The organism is Lactobacillus sp. UMNPBX16, assembly GCF_002553775.1.
GTDB classification, from domain to species: Bacteria; Bacillota; Bacilli; order Lactobacillales; family Lactobacillaceae; genus Lactobacillus; species Lactobacillus crispatus.
In genome coordinates, this window is the sequence record NZ_PCYU01000017.1 from 1 (window position 1) to 18,059 (window position 18,059).

20 protein-coding genes and 1 pseudogene are annotated in these 18,059 nt (G+C 33.6%); all 21 read right to left on the reverse strand.

Going from position 1 to position 18,059, the window contains the following annotated elements; translation table 11 throughout:
* Positions 1–161: 161 nt before the first annotated feature.
* A complete protein-coding gene (locus CP367_RS04540) occupies positions 162–761 on the reverse strand; it encodes a hypothetical protein (RefSeq protein ID WP_089146264.1) in 600 nt (199 codons plus the stop codon).
* Between the two features lie 29 nt (positions 762–790).
* Positions 791–1,300, reverse strand: coding sequence for a hypothetical protein (locus tag CP367_RS04545; RefSeq protein WP_089146265.1), 510 nt, complete (start codon positions 1,298–1,300; stop codon positions 791–793).
* Positions 1,301–1,488: 188 nt separating this feature from the next.
* The gene (locus CP367_RS04550; RefSeq protein ID WP_089146266.1) at positions 1,489–1,896 is read right to left on the reverse strand and encodes a protein-export chaperone SecB; all 408 of its coding nucleotides are present in this window, start codon (positions 1,894–1,896) and stop codon (positions 1,489–1,491) included.
* On the reverse strand, positions 1,893–2,147 hold the full coding sequence (locus CP367_RS04555; RefSeq protein WP_089146267.1) for a hypothetical protein: 255 nt from the start codon (positions 2,145–2,147) through the stop codon (positions 1,893–1,895). Before CP367_RS04555 ends, CP367_RS04550 begins: the two co-directional genes overlap by 4 nt.
* Positions 2,137–2,718 carry a hypothetical protein gene (locus CP367_RS04560; RefSeq protein WP_089146268.1) on the reverse strand — a complete coding sequence of 194 codons (582 nt, stop codon included), beginning with the start codon at positions 2,716–2,718 and terminating at the stop codon, positions 2,137–2,139. Before CP367_RS04560 ends, CP367_RS04555 begins: the two co-directional genes overlap by 11 nt.
* A 218-nt stretch (positions 2,719–2,936) precedes the next feature.
* Positions 2,937–3,920, reverse strand: a complete 984-nt coding sequence (rfbD, locus tag CP367_RS04565; protein WP_089146269.1) for a dTDP-4-dehydrorhamnose reductase — start codon at positions 3,918–3,920, stop codon at positions 2,937–2,939.
* Positions 3,921–3,936: 16 nt separating this feature from the next.
* Positions 3,937–4,545, reverse strand: a complete 609-nt coding sequence (gene rfbC / locus CP367_RS04570) for a dTDP-4-dehydrorhamnose 3,5-epimerase (protein ID WP_089146270.1) — start codon at positions 4,543–4,545, stop codon at positions 3,937–3,939.
* A 25-nt stretch (positions 4,546–4,570) separates the two neighbouring features.
* Complete coding sequence (rfbA, locus tag CP367_RS04575) at positions 4,571–5,455, reverse strand: glucose-1-phosphate thymidylyltransferase RfbA (RefSeq protein ID WP_089150834.1); 885 nt, start codon at positions 5,453–5,455, stop codon at positions 4,571–4,573.
* 2 nt (positions 5,456–5,457) lie between these two features.
* Positions 5,458–6,495: a dTDP-glucose 4,6-dehydratase gene (rfbB, locus tag CP367_RS04580; RefSeq protein WP_068812914.1), complete on the reverse strand. Its 1,038-nt coding sequence runs from the start codon at positions 6,493–6,495 to the stop codon at positions 5,458–5,460.
* A gap of 86 nt (positions 6,496–6,581) precedes the next feature.
* Positions 6,582–7,754, reverse strand: coding sequence for a methyltransferase domain-containing protein (locus tag CP367_RS04585; RefSeq protein WP_089146272.1), 1,173 nt, complete (start codon positions 7,752–7,754; stop codon positions 6,582–6,584).
* Positions 7,755–7,853: 99 nt separating this feature from the next.
* A complete protein-coding gene (locus CP367_RS04590) occupies positions 7,854–8,159 on the reverse strand; it encodes a type II toxin-antitoxin system YafQ family toxin (RefSeq protein ID WP_013086867.1) in 306 nt (101 codons plus the stop codon).
* Complete coding sequence (locus CP367_RS04595; protein ID WP_013086868.1) at positions 8,159–8,428, reverse strand: type II toxin-antitoxin system RelB/DinJ family antitoxin; 270 nt, start codon at positions 8,426–8,428, stop codon at positions 8,159–8,161. Before CP367_RS04595 ends, CP367_RS04590 begins: the two co-directional genes overlap by 1 nt.
* A gap of 319 nt (positions 8,429–8,747) precedes the next feature.
* Positions 8,748–9,143, reverse strand: a complete 396-nt coding sequence (locus CP367_RS04600; protein WP_089146278.1) for a type II toxin-antitoxin system HicB family antitoxin — start codon at positions 9,141–9,143, stop codon at positions 8,748–8,750.
* A gap of 22 nt (positions 9,144–9,165) precedes the next feature.
* Positions 9,166–9,387, reverse strand: coding sequence for a type II toxin-antitoxin system HicA family toxin (locus CP367_RS04605; protein WP_089146273.1), 222 nt, complete (start codon positions 9,385–9,387; stop codon positions 9,166–9,168).
* Between the two features lie 127 nt (positions 9,388–9,514).
* Positions 9,515–9,949 (reverse strand): glycoside hydrolase family 68 protein, encoded by a 435-nt coding sequence (locus CP367_RS04610; RefSeq protein WP_233186509.1) that lies wholly within the window; start codon positions 9,947–9,949, stop codon positions 9,515–9,517.
* A gap of 613 nt (positions 9,950–10,562) precedes the next feature.
* Entirely contained in the window at positions 10,563–13,088 is a 2,526-nt protein-coding gene (locus tag CP367_RS04615; RefSeq protein ID WP_089146274.1) for a P-loop NTPase fold protein, read from the reverse strand.
* 410 nt (positions 13,089–13,498) lie between these two features.
* Positions 13,499–14,284 carry a hypothetical protein gene (locus CP367_RS04620; protein ID WP_098043531.1) on the reverse strand — a complete coding sequence of 262 codons (786 nt, stop codon included), beginning with the start codon at positions 14,282–14,284 and terminating at the stop codon, positions 13,499–13,501.
* Between the two features lie 16 nt (positions 14,285–14,300).
* Complete coding sequence (locus tag CP367_RS04625; RefSeq protein ID WP_089146276.1) at positions 14,301–14,807, reverse strand: hypothetical protein; 507 nt, start codon at positions 14,805–14,807, stop codon at positions 14,301–14,303.
* A gap of 58 nt (positions 14,808–14,865) precedes the next feature.
* Positions 14,866–16,773: an ATP-binding protein gene (locus CP367_RS04630; RefSeq protein ID WP_199160540.1), complete on the reverse strand. Its 1,908-nt coding sequence runs from the start codon at positions 16,771–16,773 to the stop codon at positions 14,866–14,868.
* Positions 16,754–17,758: an SIR2 family protein gene (locus CP367_RS04635; protein ID WP_089146277.1), complete on the reverse strand. Its 1,005-nt coding sequence runs from the start codon at positions 17,756–17,758 to the stop codon at positions 16,754–16,756. Before CP367_RS04635 ends, CP367_RS04630 begins: the two co-directional genes overlap by 20 nt.
* A gap of 160 nt (positions 17,759–17,918) precedes the next feature.
* Positions 17,919–18,059 (reverse strand): annotated as a pseudogene (locus CP367_RS04640) (IS256 family transposase); the annotation flags it as partial.

The following is an 18,059-nucleotide window of genomic DNA, read 5'->3' on the forward strand; positions in this document are numbered from 1 at the left end:
CAAAAGATTTGACAGTTTCTAAGAATCCTTTGTTATCAGACAATCCATTAAAAAATATGCATTTAATCATAAAATAATATAGTTGTTATTTTTATGGACGAAAAAGGACCCTGCTCAAAAGAACAAAGTCCTCAACTATCTTATTCAAAAATACAACTTAATTATTCTAACTCGCCATTCATTTTCTTAAATGCCACGCTAGTTGCTGGAATCATGACATACTTATTTTTCTTAGAAAAGTAACTACCATAATTGGCAAAACCGGCCTGACCATCTGCGTAACCATTTTTGCCATCCATCTTTAAAGTGCACCATTGATGTGTATACTTATTTTTGTTAACGTGTCTAGCTTTAAAGCCCATTTGTTTCAAAACCATTTGCATCGCATCAGCTGTTCCAGCACATGAACATGAACCGCCAATGAATACGCCATAAGCTTTATTATAATATGGAGCTTTCATTGAATATGCATCACGAGCAGCAAATAACGAAACATAGTATGCCGCGGTGTCTACTCTCGTTAAATCCGTATCCCCAGCCTTTTTACCAACACATTTAGCAATCAACTTAGCCACACGCTCAGCTGCTTTAGTATGATTGCCTCTTCTAGTGATCGGAATCTTATGTGCTTTGCCTTGCCGATCATATAAATAATTGCCTTTAAGATCAATACTATCCGCATTTACAGTATTGCTTGAAACTGCCAAAACGGTAGTCAAACATAGTAATGCGACTATCACTAATAAAGTTTTTTTCTTCATTGATTCTCCTCTAAATTGAACCTTTTATACTACTGTTGCCAAACTAATTTAAAAAGCTTGACTGCTCTACTTCTTTTTTTATCAGCTTGATGATTTTTCTTGGCTGCAGCTTTACTCTTATAATATGTATCTACCCACATATTAATACCGACATAGAGTTTCTTACGATTGCCAGTAACATATGCAGCTGCTGTTTCACCATTTGGATAGCTCATCAACATTCTATTGCCACTACATTTAATCAACTGGTGTGAACTATAGTCAGCATGTGAATTGTGTGAACGCTTAGTATATTTATAAGTTCTGGTCTTCATACTGGAATCACCATAGCCAGCTAGTACAATCTTAGAACTTGTAATCTTAAATGCCTTGAGCTTCTTTTGATAATCATAACCATACCAAGTACCTCGGAATTTCTTAGGTACTGTAGTTTTTTGAAAAACTGATGCATTTACTTGCTTAGGTTGATTAATTGTTAAAACTACTGTTAAAGCAAACAGCATCCCTATTAAAAGGACAAAACTTTTTTTAATCTTCATAATATCCTCCTCCATATTGTTTAGTATATAACAGATTAGTCTATTTAGAATATAACTTTTATAACTCGGGCTTAATCAGCAAAATCTTAATGATCTTGCTCTTTCAAAAGTACAAAAATAGGATGTGCAAAAAACACATCCTACCCTGTAATCGCATAGCAATCAAAAAATAGATTAGCTACTTGATTTTACTGGTCTTGTTTAGTTGACTTCAATAATTCTGCAATATTAATAGTTGGTAAGATTACTGGAGTCATTGTATTAGTTAAAGCGGTTAAAGTAGTTAAAACTTGTCTTAAATATGGAAACATAATTGCTACAGCATTTGTTTGTAAGTAATAATTAAATCCTCTATTTCCTGCATCTTCATCTACATTAAATGAAAAGTGACCTACTAACTCTACATCTAACTTAAAAGGAGCATCTTTATCAACATTATAAGATAAAATCACATTGGCCTTATTATCTTGTACATTATATCTAACATTAAAATGTTGTTTTACTTCAATTTTAGTTTGTTTATTTTGAACAACAGGTTCTTTTTGTTCAAGAAGCATTTTATTAACTGAATATCCTAAAAAGTTTATAACTGTCATGCTATTAAATCCGTTTCAAAATCTTTTACCACTACTCTATATTTCGTTTTATCGTCTAAGTCCTGCATAAAAATAAGTTTATCTTTATCAGTTTCTTCTTTTAAGTTAAACTCCATGTCATGAGAAAAAGAAGATTCATAGTCATCATCATTTGGCATCTTATCAATATTTTTTAAAATAGCTTCAATATCTAAACTATCCATAAAATCTTGAACATCTTTTTCAGTAAAATGTACTTTGCTAAGATCCATAAATATCTTCCCTTCTTAATATATTTATTTTCCCCATATTAATAAGTTGAGCATTTCTAACGGTTACTTCAATTCCATTAGCTCCTACACCATATCTTACACCCGGTAAATCAGTTTCTGTCCATCTTTTAACTCCTAAGGTAGTTATCTTATATTTCTTTTTAAGAAAAATTATAAATAATTCTGTCATAACACCAGCATAAGATTTTACTTTTCCTCTGTGCCTAACATGATCGTAAATCCGTTCACCATGTTTAGAATTACGCTCATCTTCACAAAACTTTCTAAATAATAGATTAGTATCTGGATCTGTTAAATCTAATAGATTCTTTTCCGGTATTATATTAGGCAATTCAAATACAACTGGATTTTTTGGGTCGAATTTACTGGCAAATTCATAAGCTAATTGAGGATCATTTTCAAAAGTATACAATCCATAGCCTAAAGATCCAATCGATTTATTCCAATTTCTTTTATTTCTTTCAACATTTAGTATATCAAGCATAGGAACATGGAAGCCATCCTTTTCTATGCGCCTAGCATTAAGCTGAGTGGTACCATGATATAGCACTGTTACCTCCTAAGTATTTGATATACCTACATTATATCGTAGAAATTTATCAAATAATATAAAATAATCTGATAGTTTAATATGTGTTTGTGATTAATAAGTGATAATGTCTTAACTGTTATTAAGAGACTGTAAAATAGTTTGTGTAAGGAGGAATGATTCCTTAAATTTATTACTTTAAACAAAAAATGAGGCATCCCAAATGCCTCATTTTCCATCTATTTCAAATTGTCAAAGAAGCCTTGCTTCTTCAAAATTTCTAAATACCGCTTAACGGCATCAGGCCAAGTTGGCAATGGCTTAAAGCCATTATCCACTAGTTTGCTTTTATCCAAACGAGAATTAAATGGACGAACTGCTTTGGACAAACCATATTCGGCAGTGGTGACTGGCGTTACCTTAGTGTCGTAACCAGCTTGGCGATAGATTTCCTTGGTGAAATCGTACCAGGAAATATAACCAGTCTTGGTGCCATTTTCATCATAACCGCTTTCGGTTGCTGATAATTCAGAATTGGTTGCGTGGTAATAACCGTACTTGTCAGTTTCGATCATGTCGACGAGCAAGCGAGCTAAGTCAAAGGTGTAAGTTGGCGTACCGATTTGATCATCAACAACCTTAACTTCATCATGGTTAGAACCAACCTTAAGCATGGTCTTGATAAAGTTGTGGCCGTTGATGCCGAATACCCAAGCGATACGCACAATAAAGTATTTGTCTAAAATATCGGCAACAGCCTTTTCGCCGCCTAACTTAGTTTCACCATAAACGTTCAATGGCTTGTAACCCTTGAAGTCAGGTTTCCATGGCTTGGTGCCTTGACCGTCAAATACATAATCGGTTGAAAGGTAAACCATTGGTACGTCTAACTTCTTGGCAACATTAGCAATGTTTTGCGTACCGCCAACGTTAACCATTCGGACAGCTTCAACCTTGTCATCATCTTCAGCCATATCCACAGCTGTCCACGCTGCACAGTGAATAATTACGTCTGGATTTACTTCAGTGATTACCTTGTCAACTGCATCTGCATCGGTGATATCTAAAGAAACGTATGGCATCTTGGTAACAGCACTGCCGTCTTCAACGCCACTGTATTCAGGAGCAAGGTCTGAACCTACACCTTCATAGCCACGCTTGGCCAATTCATTCATCACGTCGTGACCTAATTGACCATTAACTCCAGTTACAAAAACTTTCATTAATTTACCTCACTAATTAAAACTTGAAAGTATCCTTTAAACCTTTCCATTCTTGATCACGTTCAGCCATATTTAACTTAGTGCCATCATCCAAAGTATAACCAGAAGCATCAGGACTGCCTGGATATTCACCCTTTAGGTGTGGCCACTTGATGCCAATTTCAGGATCATTCCAAGCCATACCGCCTTCATCATTTGGATGCCAGAAGTCATTAACCTTGTAGCAAAATTCAGCCACATCACTTAGTACTAAGAAGCCATGTGCAAAACCTTGTGGAATTAAAAATTGCTTCTTGTTTTCTGCAGTCAATTCAACGCCATACCATTTACCATAGGTCTTTGATTCACTACGAAGGTCAACAGCAACGTCAAAAACACTACCGCGAACGGCGCGAACCAACTTAATTTGTGGGTATTGCTTTTGGAAGTGCAAACCGCGAAGCACACCTTTAGTTGAGCTGGATTGGTTGTCTTGCACAAAATTAATACTAAAGCCAGCATCCATCATATCTTTTTGGTTAAAAGTTTCCATGAAGTAACCACGATCATCACCGTGAACAGTTGGAGTAATTACAGCTAATCCTTCGATACCGCCGACATTTTTTTCTACTTTAATTTGTCCCATGTTTATCTTCTTTCTTCATTCAATCTTAGTAACGCAACTTACCTTCAGCAACCGATCTTAAGTGTTTGCCGTATGGACTCTTGCCATAATGCTTAGCAGCTTCGCGCAATTGATCTTCATTAATCCAGCCGTGAACATAAGCAATTTCTTCAGGAGCAGAGATTGACACGCCTTGACGTTCTTCCGTCATTTTAACAAAGTTACTTGCATCTACTAAGCTTTGCATTGTTCCCGTATCAAGCCAAGCATAGCCACGACCCAATAATTGCACATTTAGATCATCTTCATTCAAGTACATTTCATTTAAACTGGTAATTTCCAATTCACCACGTGCACTTGGCTTAACTTGCGCAGCCTTTTCACTCACTCCTGCTGGGTAAAAGTAGAGGCCGGTCACTGCATAATTACTCTTTGGCTGAGCTGGCTTTTCTTCAATTGAGATTGCCTTGCCATTTTGATCAAAATCAACCACACCAAAGCGCTCTGGATCATTGACATAATAGCCAAAGACGGTTGCCTTACCCTTTTGTGCATCAGCTGTAGCGTTTTTAAGCAATTCAGTAAAACCATTCCCATAAAAAATATTATCGCCCAAAATCATGGCGCAAGGCTCACCATTGATAAAATCTTCGCCTAAAGTAAAGGCTTGAGCCAAACCATCTGGACTTGGTTGAACCTTGTAGCTTAACTTAAGCCCAAATTGAGAACCATCACCCAATAATTCCTCAAATCTTGGCGTATCAGCTGGAGTTGAAATAATCAAAATATCTTTAATCCCCGCCAACATCAGAGTAGATAATGGATAATAAATCATTGGCTTATCATAGACAGGCAATAGTTGTTTACTAGTAACTAAAGTTAATGGATAAAGGCGCGTTCCCGAGCCACCAGCTAAAATAATTCCTTTCATAATTACTTCTTATCTAATACCTTTCTATTGCCATACATTTCTTCATAGTAATTTTGGTAATCACCAGAAATGATGTTTTCCCACCATTCCTTGTTATCCAAATACCATTGAATAGTCTTCTTGATTCCATCCTTGAACATAGTCTCTGGCAACCAGCCTAATTCTGAGTGGATCTTATCTGGATCGATAGCGTAACGACGGTCGTGTCCCTTGCGGTCAGTTACATGTTCAATCAATGAATATGGCTTATCGAGGTAATCACAAATTAACTTAACAATTTCAATATTGTGCATTTCGTTGTGGCCACCAATGTTGTAGATTTCACCTGGCTTACCATTTTCCAAAATTAGATCAATTGCCTTACAGTGATCTTCAACATAAAGCCAGTCGCGAACGTTTTCACCATCACCATAGACGGGAAGTTTTTCATTATTCAAAGCCCTTTGAATCATTAATGGAATTAACTTTTCAGGGAACTGATATGGACCATAATTATTTGAACAACGAGAAATCGTCACAGGCAAATTGTAAGTTCTGCCATATGCACCAACCAATAAATCGGCACTAGCCTTACTTGATGAGTAAGGACTTGAAGTATGAAGCGGCGTGTCTTCATGGAAGAAGAGATCTGGACGATCAAGTGGCAAATCGCCGTAGACTTCATCAGTTGAAACTTGGTGGAATCGCTTGATGCCATACTTACGACATGCGTCCATTAAGACTGAAGTACCAATAATATTGGTTTCTAAGAAAATCTCAGGGTTTTCAATAGAACGGTCAACGTGGCTTTCAGCAGCAAAGTTGACAACTACATCGGGCTTTTCTTCTTCAAAAAGCTTGTAAACACCCTCGCGATCACAAATATCTAACTTGACAAACTTAAAATTAGGCTTGTCTAAAACGCTCTTCAGGGTTGATAAATTACCTGCATAGGTTAACTTATCTAAGCAAATAATCTCATAATCGGGATGCTTTTTCATCATGTAAAAGATGAAGTTTGAGCCAATAAAACCTGCTCCGCCAGTAACAATAACTTTCATGTAATTCCTCCACTACAAAAACTTAATTCATTTGCAGTATATAACATTACGTTACGTCACCTTCAAGAGGATAAAATAAAAAGATGCTACTTTTTACAACTGAAAAAGCCTGCATCTTTGGTAATGTGAAAGCCATCTTCAACTTGCTGATCGACATACTGCTTAAAGTCTTGATAATGATCAAGTAGAATTGAATTTTGATTTCCATGACAAGATAATATATAGGAAATAAGTGGCATCGAATCCGAAAGTTCAATCGCATCTCGGTACTTGTGACAAACGATATCCTTAAAATATGGCTGCAGTATTTGCCGACCATTGTCTAAACCAAAGCGTTCATATAAATTAGTCGAAGACAAAACAATATTGGCATTATAGATCTGCACAAGATCGGTAATTTCATGCATGTGTTTTTTAGAATAAGTGCTGCAAGTAAAAGCAGCATCGGGCTTAAGCACACGTTGTACTTCTTGCAAAGTCTTAGCAAGATTATCACAGTAAAAAAGCATGTGGTTGGCAATTACCAAATCAAAAGTATTGTCTGCAAAAGGAATTTTCTGAGCGTCGAAAACGGCATATTGAAACTGTGGCTGCTGGCCAATTGCCTTCTTGGCATCAGCCAATATTCCTTCTGAAATATCCGATAGAACTACCGTTACACCAGCTGGAATTTTAGCGAGATTCTGTGACCATAAGGCGCCGTTACCAGCTCCTAGCTCTAATATTTTCATTCCAGCTTTGAGGTGTAAATTACTAAAAAGCCAAGGGAACCAGCCCTCTTGGTTAAGCGAATAATCACGGTGCAAACGAATGCGGGCAGAGATATTGGTGGCATTTTTATATTGCAGACTAAGTGATTGATTCATTGAAGTTAGGTGAATCAGCTTTAGCATTTGGCTCCAGTCAACTTGCTGGTTAGACTTCAACGCCTGACTTGTCGAATTGATCGCCGCAATCACATTTTTCATTTCTTCAAGTCGCTCTTCAGCTAGACGCTTTTGAATTTGCAAAGAATTGAGCAAGACTTGGGCATCCCCTGACCCAATCGTCATCTCCCGAATCTCACTAAGTGAAAAGCCCAGATATTTCAGTAGCAATATCTGTTGCAATTTAGCAAAATCTTGGTCTGTATACCGCCGCGCACCACCCTTGGCACGCACAGCTGGTTTTAATAAATTCTTCTGGTCATAATAGCGAATCGTACGAATCGAGACATGCGCTTTTTCCGCAAATTCGCCGCTTGTGTAGTATTTAGTCATGTTAATTATCTTTATGGAACGCAAATTAGTCCAAGAATTTATTTTTCTTCATTCATTAGTTCTTTAAATCTTAAATCCGGGAAATTCTTTCATTACAGATTAATCATTAAATATCTTAGAAATATGTTCAATCAAATTATGATTACCTAATGCTGACAAGTAAATTTTGTTATTGTCACCAAAATAAAACAATAGCCAATCATCATTATAAGCTCGATCAACATGAACATGATACAAAGGAGGATGCGTTCCGTGGATGACACCTAATTTATGTTTAGTATATAATTGGTTAAAATCTTCTTTTTCGATTAGACTTACTACCTTATTGACTTTTGATAAGTCATAATGTTTCTTTTTATACTTCTTGGCTGTTCTTAAAAAATATTTCTTCGGTATTACTTCCATTAATTCAAATCCTTTAACCAATTTTTAGCGAAATCTTCTGCCGAAGAATAAACTCTGCCATTACTTTCTTCATCGTGCATCTCTTTAATGACTTGTAATGCACCATCATCAGCTTGGGGAGTAAATGGCAACTTTTGTTGTTGAATTACAGCAGTATAGAAAAGTCTGGTAGCTGTTGCCATATCCATTCCCATTGATTTGAAGGTAGCTTGTGCCTCCTCTTTCATGCTCTTAGGGAGCTTCATATTAAAATTTGCTGTTTCGCTCATATTTATCACCTCTTACCTACATATTATATATTATATATATAAGTAATGCATATAAATAATATATGTAAATGATATATATTATGATTATTGGAGACTGTAAAATAGTTTGCGGTGACGCTTAGCTACAAATTACAAATCTATTTTAGAACTTTACTCCAAAACAAAAAGACCAGTAGCCTGATGTTAAGCAAAAATATCACCCTTTTTCCTAATTATTTTTATATCATATCTGCTACGCGTATATAATCATTAAACAAATGATAAGAGTGCAATTCAAAAAATCCACCTCAATTTACACAAATTAAGGTGGATCACATTTTTATGCTCTTTGTTCTTGCAATGCTTTCAATGCATCTGAAGCAACTCTAGAAACATTAACTTTATTTTCTTTAGCCCAGTTTGCCAAATACTCAGGCACACTAATATTCTTGCGAACTGTTTTTCCATACTTCTTATAAAAATTAGTCAAATTTACGGGAACATATACTAATTTTTCATCTTTTTCAAGATGCCATTTTGAAGGATCAGCCACCTTTTCAATTTTGCCCTTGACTTCAAACCAATCCGCAATATCAAATGATGCCTCTTCAATAGCTTCTTCTAGTGTATCACCTTCAACAATCATTCCCTGAACATTAGGTGAAGTTACAACAAAATAATGACCATCATCATTGTATTCTCTGGCAATTACAGGATATAAAACTTTATTTTTCATAATATAATATGCCAAAAGCACGTTATTCTGAACGTGCCTCTTCGACTAAGCCGGCTTGCTTTAAGATTCCCTCTTGTATTCCTTTTTTTAATTCTTTTCCTTTATGCATGGGAACTTCAGTATACCTACCATTTTGGTAATTGATTAATTTAATATGACTCGTTCCTTTACGGGTATACCTACTTATTTCAACAAAACCGTGCTTCTTTAGAAACCTCAACATTTTAGCTGGTTTCCACGGCATATGTTTCCCCTCCTTTCTTTGACTTTACTCATTATTATACACACCATAATACACATGTCAAATTATTTGAAGAAAAAATAAACCAAAAAAGTCCACCCCAACAGGATGGACTCTTTTCAACAAAATCTTAAGCTTTCTTCAACAAACTATGGTCAATCGGCTCACCCTTCAAATGTGCGCCGCGAATCGTCTTCACAATCATCGATTTGCGCTTGCTCTTCTTATCGTAAACCCAGTCGCCTTGAGCTGTAGCAATATTCTCAACTTTGGTAGTATCACCATCAATTCTGACCAAGAATGCTGGTGCCATTGTTGAGCGCTTGTTAGGGCCTGAAGCAAAACCACGATTTGTCATGTATGAAGTTACTAATACTTCTTTCTTGTTGCCTTTAACGGGAACAGCATAGTATGAATAAGTTGAAGTTCTCCAGTTAAATGGAACACTAGCTACCAAGACTGCTGCATCGCCATTAAGCGGTTTATAACCATAAGTTAAGTGGTCTGAAACCCAACCAAGCATGGCAACATTGTCACCGACTTTGGCATCTGCTTGCTGCCACAAATCATCACCGAATCTTCCAATATTACACAGCAGAAGAACCCTTCAAGCAATATATTTTCTCTCATAGACTAACTGTTGCACTTAATTTAATAATTCAGGAAAATAAATAAGGTGGTTTGATCTACTCGGATTAACTTAATACTTTTGTAGTTAGTTACAAGCTGTAAAAATTCTTATTTAAACCTTATTGTCAACATTAATATCAAAAAAGTTAGGAGCAGCATTTCGTTATTCTGCATCACTATGATCAAGTATCTCCAGTCATCCCTGCAAAGAGCTTTGAAGCGTCCCTGCTTGCAACCCCAAAAAAGAAAGACTCGTTCAGATCCATTTCGAGCTTTTCTTCAACTAGGGAAACCGAGCTACTATAGAAAATCCAGCTCTAGATCTGCTTGTCTAATGCCGGACAGCAGGTATGCTTTTTGTGAGTTGGTCTTGAGATCCGTCTTTGGCTCAAAGCCACGATAGGAAGCTTGTCCTTTTCCATAAAAAACACCTCCTAAATGATGCTTTCAGCATGAAACAAATTTCATCAAGATAGAAGGTACTCAGTTATATAACGCTTATGAAAGAAGAAGCCATAAACCACCTATCATTTTAACTTATGCCAATTTTACAATTCACTCGGATTAATAGGACTCTCGTAATATCTTTCTTCATTGTCTCCTTCCAAATATTTATGATAAGCAAGATATACCCTTTCTTGAGAGGCATTAACAGGTTTAGTTTTCTGCAAAATCGTTCTTAATTTGGAAACATGCGCTAATCCAATAGTATTCAAATACTCATTTTCCAATCGATAGCCATATCCTTTAGTGCCTCTAGATTCCCGCACAGCATCATTTAAAATCCTATATACATTTTTATCAGAAATAATTGAATCTAAATAATCAGAAATACATTTTGGAGATAATTTTTGATGTTTTACATAACGATATAATCCCCACGCATTTTTGTCTTCATAAATTCCATCTTCATACAGATTAACTTTGTTCTTTAAAATATTTTTACAAATTTCATACCAACATTTTGTCGTTAATTTTTGTAACCAATCAACTTTTTCAGCAAAACTATTAAGGGTATCCATACACCGCAACAATTCATATCGTTTATAAAACTGTTTAAGCATTTCAGAGACTGCTTTAGGATCTGAAGTTTCTAGTAATTCCTTGCATCTAAATAGTACTTGTGTACGAGGACTAGGAAATCCATCATCCCAAAATTTATTAGCACTACTCAACAATAATCTACATAATGGTATCTTTTTATCATCGTTAATTTGGTTTATGTATAATCTTAAATCTGCAATTTTTAATATTAATTCTTCACTAGGCGAATCAATAAATTTCCGATAAATCCTCTCCAACGCTTCTTCAGTTGATACTGCATTAATTTTATTAACTGTATCTTCAACTTGAAGATTAATTCTCGAATAATCATTCTGCGTAAGTGAAAAGTATAAATCAAAATAGTAACCACTGCATATTCTGAACTGTTTTTGCCTTTTATCATTCTTTAATTCATCTGTAGTTATATCTGGACTAAGATGTAATCGATCATGAGCATAATAGCTCTTCACATAAGGAAACATTTCTTCTAATATTGGTATATACTTTTTATACTCCTCCAGGTTTTCATCATAAAATTTCTTCAGCCGCTCTGTACGCTCATTATCATTTTCCATTAAATATTGCATAGCTGATGCAAAATCTTGTGAAATAAAACTAGAGCTATTATCTTTTATCAACTTGTACAGACTAGGAGCCTTAAAATAAATAAATTCAAGTAATAATGAATCAGCTGGATTTAACTTATTGTCTTTACTAAATGCAATACTGCAAACGGAATTAATAACCCGTTTTAATTCTCTAAGACTCCCTATCTGCTTAACAACCAGTTCTATGGCAGGCATAAGCAAACTTAATTTGGCATCACTAATTTCATTTGCTTTAGCAACTTCAGACAAACTTTTTTTATATATTTTACTAATTACTTTCTCGGAAACTTTAGGAATTCTAATTTCTTGATTAACTATCTTTTCTTCAAAGGCGGGATTTACTTCTTCTCCGTTACTTACAATTTGCTCCATTCTATTTTTATCATAAAGCAATACAAAGATTGAATTTGGTAAATTAAACAAGGTACCAAGCATCTTCAATAAAAATAATACTTGTGACTTATTTGCTCGATCTAAATCATCAACAAAAAATACATATTTTTTGCCACTAGTTAAAATTAAATCCTTTAATTCATCATGTAGCTGATCAACATCATCTTGTGATATATTTTCATTAATTATCTGATTAAGCGTGTTTCCTGTTTGTGGTATATTTACCATGAATTTAGCTACACGTTTTAAAAGCTTATTCATTCTAACCGAATTATAGTTAATATCTAATGCTTTTAACAAAGAATCATACATGGTTTGAATAAGTGCAGCCGAAGAGCCAGTCGTCCAAAAATCCAAGCCTTTAACAACACAAATATCGTCATTTTTAACTAAACGCTGTTGAACCAAGTTGGCAATTGTTGTTTTTCCTGTTCCCCATTCACCTTCTAAACCAATTACATAGGCACCCGATGAATAAGCTGAATTGATCGAATCACAAAGTACTGATACAATCACATCTCTATCCAACAGATCATAGTTAACGGCCTGATCACCAACAACGATTGGATATTTTGTTATTTTTCCTTCACATAGATCACGTAAATCAACTACAGTCCTATTACTTTTATGCTCACCTAATGACTTTTTCACATAACTCAATCTTATAAACAAAGAGATTAACATAACAACTAAAGTACTTGTAGCCAAATCGAACTTCCATGTATTTTTCTGATTTATGTAAGTCAAATACATCATATAAATCAGCATTGTCATGACAATTGTTACTAAAACCATATCTAACACATTAATACTTGATAATTTGATTAGCTTATAAAAATTAGTAACATACATAGTCCAAACGGCAATTAGTACAACAATACCTGTTATAGTAATTGCAAAAGAAATTTGCACTGAGCTTATAACATTAAAGTAATCAATTGTTATAATCAATATCGCAATAACCAACGAAGTCAATATTGCATTAGTATTTTTGAGTTTTAACCAAAAGAGACGTCCGATATTATTCACAATATTACCTTTCAATAGTTCTTATTTCCCTATAAATATAGTTGTTAATTATCTTAAATCAAATAGCAAAGGGCTTCCCTTCCTTTTGCACCATTCGTGTCTCTTTTGCCCATAGTAAATAAACTGTCAAGCATCCTTCAAATTTAGAATATTAGCGTTTGGTAATTTTTAAAATAGATAACTTGGGTATTTTTCTGGGATTAGTCTACGTCTTTGACTCGACAGGAAAGACAAAACAATGATATTAAAACACTAGGAAGTTTATCTTAGTGTTAATGCTTGACACCAAGTTTATTGACATGATTATAAGGATAGAAGTGGCAAAACTAGCAGAACTCTAAAATCCATACAGATGGCGCATCAATTCAGCCACCTCAAAGCTTACTATGGATGAAATTGCACAATGCTTTTTATTTTTCATCTGACAAATTCATGGTTACTGTCGCCTTCGCTTCCTCATATGGTTTTACATCAAATGAATATAAATTTAAACTAGGATCAGTATACAAAACCACCAAGGATTCCTTATAGGCTTCTTCTCCTAATTTATTACATATTTCTTTTTTACTTTTATTTTCAATTTTACCTACATTATTGGGTTTTATTGATTGAAATACTTTGTTATTATCAGGAAAAATCAATCGCATTCCCGAAATGTCAAAGTCAGTACTAGTTTCTCCTAAATCCTCATGCGAACAGCATACAAGATTTATGATTTTATAGCTTTCTTCGTTACTGAAATTTCCATGTTGAATCTTAAACATTATTTCACTAATTTTTTTAAAATCTTTCTTTTTACATATTCCAAAATAGCGATAAACTCCACCAGAAAGGCCAGTATTTACTGGAACTACATGCAATTCTAATCCTGAAGAATTTATAGTAGCATTCCCACCACCCTGATTTTCACTTTCCTTTGGCTTAAGTTCTAGTTTCACAGAATCTTTCCAACTACTATAAACTTGTAATTTAGATTCATGCTCCTTTTCAAATTGCTTTCTTGAATTAATAATTTCACTATAAGCAAAAAATAAAGCTGCAACTGTTCCAATACCACTTACCCAATCAGCCCAACTTCCTAATTCTTCACCCTTAGCATTAATCAACGCACCTATTAAAATTCCAAACAATCCTACTAGAATAACAATATTTATACAAAACCAATGAGTGGCGACATAATGTTTCATTTGCTTCAAAACTTTTTCACCCTACTTACTTCTTCAATTCTTGAATACTTCTAGCAATTTCTGCCAAATAATTAGTTTCTCCTTTATCATTTTTCACCCTAAGTTCAATATCATTTTCTTTATTGATATTGAACTCAAATTCATCATTAAACTGACCCGATTTACTCAAACTATTATGTCTAGAATACTTAACTTTAATTTTTAATTTACCTTCTATCCAATCTGGTAAATAATATACATCATCCTGATTAGGTGCAAGCGTGATATCTTGCCAAATAGATAAGTCAATTTTTTCATTTTCACCTGTCACCCATTCACTTGTAACGAATTTTATATCTGCTGTCGTTTTGCCATAATTTTTTATTATTAAGTATCTATTCATAAAATTGGCTAATCGATAATGTCTAATAGCGATAATTACACTGGGTCTATTATTTTTCCACGTCGTCCAAGCAGTATATATCCATGATGAAATCGCAATAATTAATGAAACAATTATACTTACAACCGAAATCCAATTTCCTATTTTCATATGTCTTTTCCTTCAATTTTGCAAATCCAAAAATATCTGCTTTATTAACATTCTCTAATTATTTTTCTGACCAAATATCTGTTAAGACAACGTCATCGCTCTTAGGTCTATAGTTTTTTTCTGCTTGATCTATTTTTGTAAAAATTGAAATAGGAAATGCTTTTCCCGTTAAAACTGCTTCTCCTTGACCCAATGAAGAAATCATATTAAACGAGGCTTTATCAAGGGTAGGCATAGCATTCTCTAACATTGCTAAATCTTTATCGTTTACTAATCGATGAACAAAGAAATTATGTAATTGAGAAGTAATAGTTGGTGATATATCTGCCGGTCTTTGGCTTGCTATCGTGAGAAAAAAGCCGAATTTTCGTCCTTCTTTTATTATTTCTTCAAACGACGATAATCTTTTATTTTGCCAATAATCACTTTTATTGTGAACAGTACCTAATATATTATGTGCTTCATCAATAATCAAATGTGTGGTCCTTTCCACATAACCATTAGTTATCACATTATTTTTTTGCTGATTATATAACATTTTTGCTACTAACATCGGTATTATACGTTTTACTGTTAAATCACACTGAGCAAAAGAAATTATATTTACCGGTAAATAGAAATCTGTATATTCAGGATCATTACCTATTTTTATAGTTTTTTCTAAACTATCCAATACGTTTAATATTCTATTAAACAGTGGCCCTAAATATTCTGACATTTTGTTATTCCACGCTGTTACATAAATTTTTTGAAAAGCCAAAAATGTTTTTAATCTTGTAAATTCACTGCACTGTTCAAAGCAATTAGCAACTACATCTGTCAAATAAGCAAAGAACTTATTTGCTAAGGGTAAAAAACTTTCGCCTTTATAAAAATAGGAACTTTTATTACCTGATTTAAAATATTCAGTATTAGTTGAAGAAATATATCCACTAGATTGGATTTTTTGTAATTTGCTAAAATCGTTTAGTCTTTCTTCTACAAATGTCTTACACTCAGAGGTAGCAATATAAGAAGATAAATACTTTTCAAAAACTTCTATCCATTCTTCTTCAATGTTCGGGGTAGTATGTTTAAAATCGCTTAACAATGTTTTTAAAAGTCCTACTTCAATCCGAGCAAGCTGCACACCATTTTCAGTAGACTTATAGCTTTTCAATGCTCTCAATAAAAAAGGAGCTTGCGTTCCGCTCTTGGCATCAAACAACATTATAAGAATATCACTATCTAAAAATGTCTGTCTATCTATCAAAACTCTTTCTTGAGAATTAGGGTTAGAGGTGTTTAAATCAATAATTTTTCGATTCTCTTCACCTAATCCAAAAATATTATTTCCTCTATATTCACCATTAAAATCAAATACAAAAAATTGTGATTTTTTTAAAATACCATTGCGATATCTACTATTGAATAAATTTAAATACAACTTATGAAGAGTATTTGATTTTCCACTACCAGTATTTCCAAAGACACCAATATGTGATCCAAATAACTCATTAATAGGAATATTTAAGCGTTTATTTTCAAATATAGTTTTCCCTATTGGAATATATGGTGCGTTATTTTTTATTCCATAAATTAGATTTATATCTTCTTTTGAAGTAATAGTTACCTCATTTCCGATCATTGGTACAAAACTACTAGTTACTTTGAATTTATTATCTTCTATTACACCCTGTGTCTTCAAACTTACTATTCTGTTAATCGAATTTTTATGATATCTATTATCAAATTCGACACTTTTAACAGAATTTTGTTGGTCCACAATCTTTTCATTTATCACTTTAGCTATTATCTTTACATCGTTTTGTAAAACAGTCAGTAATGCACCAACTTTAGGCCCCGCTAATATTTCACCTCTCCACAGAATTTCTGAATCATTGGACATTGAATACATTCCCACCTGTGATACATTACCATCAACAGCAACTATAACTCCTAAGCTTTTATTCATCATCGGTTTCATCAAAAGCACCATTCATAAATCTTACTACTGTTTCTAAAGTTATTTTATCCTCATGTTTTAAAATATTTAAATTTTTTATCTGACCTTTATTATTTTCAGGAACAACAAATTTCAAATTAACTGGTCCTTGTTCATCCATTTTTATTTGTAGATTAGCTAAAATCTTACCTACATCATCCGTTGAATAACAAAAACAAATCACTAATAACTCAGGATTAGCAATAGCTCTTCTAACCATTCTGGCAATATGCTTATCTTGAAAAGAGAATCCAATAACTACCAGTACTGATTGAGGCTTATCAAGTTCATTTGTAAAAAATCTCAGCATACTAAAGAAATGATTTTGATTAAATGTATCTTCCGCTTCAAATCCTGTAGGTTTTACTATTACAGGATTACTTACTACCCTGTTTCGAATAAACAAACTCTCATTTTTTGAATCTTTTTCCCAATTGACAGAACCATGTGGTTTAATCAATGCTATTGATGGTATCTCTGAAATATAATTATCATTCATCCCCTTATATGAAACAACCTGATCAAAATTACTACTTTCCAATATTCTATTAAAATATCCTTTAGCTCCATCATTGATAACAAAGCGATAATTTTGCGAAAGAATATCAAAAGCTTTTTCAATAAAAAGATCATAATTTGTAGTAAATATATTTGTTCTTCTTGGAGTTTCTCTTGCGTTAGATAAATTTAAGTATTCTATTACCTTTTGAATGAAATAAATATATACATCTAAAACATCATGAATTTCTTTATTATAGACATTAATCTGATCCACATTTTGACTTACCAGAATATTACTTACTCTTTTTATCTCTTCTTCCAGTTTTTCATTCGCTTTGTCTTTATTCTCAGGATACTTCTTCCAAAATTCCCCCATTAACGGAATAGCAGGGGTGGAGCAACCTGAACCCAAAATAAAATTCAATCTCTTCGAGATAATTAATTTACGTAATTCTTTTATTTTCATTTTATCTTCTACATATTTTATAACTAATATTTTTAACTTTATTTAATCCAAACATACTGATATTATAACAAAGATTCACATCCCATCTTAGTTAATTTGAAACTGTCAAATCTTTTGTGTAAATAGATCTTTCTCGTAAATTGATTTTTTAATTATTTATTTAATCAAAGTAGGATTCTAAGGTGTCCTGAACCTGACCAAAGCCTTTATGAATTCGATTGAAATAACGGTCATTGTAGCTCATTGCCTGAATACCAATAAATGCATCAAGCGACTGTTCAGTTGGAAACTCTGCCTTAGG

Coding starts and splice junctions, on each gene's coding strand:
- CP367_RS04625 (WP_089146276.1), bottom strand. CDS start 14,807: ATGAAAATAGGAAATTGGATTTCGGTTGTAAGTATAATTGTTTCATTA.
- rfbC (WP_089146270.1), bottom strand. CDS start 4,545: ATGGGACAAATTAAAGTAGAAAAAAATGTCGGCGGTATCGAAGGATTA.
- CP367_RS04605 (WP_089146273.1), bottom strand. CDS start 9,387: ATGCCGTGGAAACCAGCTAAAATGTTGAGGTTTCTAAAGAAGCACGGT.
- rfbA (WP_089150834.1), bottom strand. CDS start 5,455: ATGAAAGGAATTATTTTAGCTGGTGGCTCGGGAACGCGCCTTTATCCA.
- CP367_RS04595 (WP_013086868.1), bottom strand. CDS start 8,428: ATGAGCGAAACAGCAAATTTTAATATGAAGCTCCCTAAGAGCATGAAA.
- rfbD (WP_089146269.1), bottom strand. CDS start 3,920: ATGAAAGTTTTTGTAACTGGAGTTAATGGTCAATTAGGTCACGACGTG.
- CP367_RS04590 (WP_013086867.1), bottom strand. CDS start 8,159: ATGGAAGTAATACCGAAGAAATATTTTTTAAGAACAGCCAAGAAGTAT.
- CP367_RS04585 (WP_089146272.1), bottom strand. CDS start 7,754: ATGACTAAATACTACACAAGCGGCGAATTTGCGGAAAAAGCGCATGTC.
- CP367_RS04540 (WP_089146264.1), bottom strand. CDS start 761: ATGAAGAAAAAAACTTTATTAGTGATAGTCGCATTACTATGTTTGACT.
- CP367_RS04545 (WP_089146265.1), bottom strand. CDS start 1,300: ATGAAGATTAAAAAAAGTTTTGTCCTTTTAATAGGGATGCTGTTTGCT.
- CP367_RS04630 (WP_199160540.1), bottom strand. CDS start 16,773: ATGAAACCGATGATGAATAAAAGCTTAGGAGTTATAGTTGCTGTTGAT.
- rfbB (WP_068812914.1), bottom strand. CDS start 6,495: ATGAAAGTTATTGTTACTGGCGGAGCAGGTTTTATTGGCTCAAACTTC.
- CP367_RS04555 (WP_089146267.1), bottom strand. CDS start 2,147: ATGGATCTTAGCAAAGTACATTTTACTGAAAAAGATGTTCAAGATTTT.
- CP367_RS04635 (WP_089146277.1), bottom strand. CDS start 17,758: ATGAAAATAAAAGAATTACGTAAATTAATTATCTCGAAGAGATTGAAT.
- CP367_RS04600 (WP_089146278.1), bottom strand. CDS start 9,143: ATGAAAAATAAAGTTTTATATCCTGTAATTGCCAGAGAATACAATGAT.
- CP367_RS04550 (WP_089146266.1), bottom strand. CDS start 1,896: ATGACAGTTATAAACTTTTTAGGATATTCAGTTAATAAAATGCTTCTT.